This is a genomic window from Kitasatospora sp. SC0581 (assembly GCF_048159585.1).
Taxonomy (GTDB): Bacteria; Actinomycetota; Actinomycetes; order Streptomycetales; family Streptomycetaceae; genus Kitasatospora.
In genome coordinates, this window is the sequence record NZ_JBLRWA010000094.1 from 1 (window position 1) to 714 (window position 714).

At 70.3% G+C, this 714-nt stretch carries 1 protein-coding gene; it reads right to left on the reverse strand.

The features are described 5' to 3' along the window. On the reverse strand, positions 1-712 hold a 712-nt coding region (locus tag ACLWS4_RS37220; RefSeq protein WP_416876454.1), incomplete at its 3' end, for an ABC transporter ATP-binding protein. Between the last annotated feature and the right edge of the window lie 2 nt (positions 713-714).

Below are 714 nucleotides of genomic sequence, written 5' to 3' on the forward strand. Positions count from 1 at the left end.
AGCTGGTGCGGCCCTTGGCGTCGAAGCGGCGCATGCGGTCCAGGACGGTGTCGGCGGTGGGCTGGTGGAGTTCGTCGACGATGCGGCCGTCGGCGAGGAAGACGACGCGGTCGGCGTAGGAGGCGGCGACGGGGTCGTGGGTGACCATGACGACGGTCTGGCCGAGCTCGCGCACGGAGTTGCGCAGGAAGGAGAGGATCTCGGCGCCGGAGCGGGAGTCGAGGTTGCCGGTGGGCTCGTCGGCGAAGATGATGTCGGGCTTGCCGGCGAGGGCGCGGGCGCAGGCGACGCGCTGCTGCTGGCCGCCGGAGAGCTGGGAGGGGCGGTGGCTGAGGCGGCCGGAGAGGCCGACGGTGTCGACGACGCGGTCGAGCCAGGGCTTGTCGACCTTGCGGCCGGCGATGTCCATGGGGAGGGTGATGTTCTCCAGGGCCGTCAGCGTGGGGAGCAGGTTGAAGGCCTGGAAGATGAAGCCGATGTGGTCCCGGCGCAGCTGGGTGAGCTGCTTGTCCTTGAGGCCGACGAGCTCGGTGTCGCCGATGGTGGAGGAGCCGGAGGTGACGGTGTCGAGGCCGGCCATGCAGTGCATGAGGGTGGACTTGCCGGAGCCGGAGGGGCCCATGATGGCGGTGAACTCGCCCTGGGGGAACACGACGCTGACGTTGTCGAGGGCGACGACGCGGGTCTCCCCCTCCCCGTAGACCTTGTTCAGGC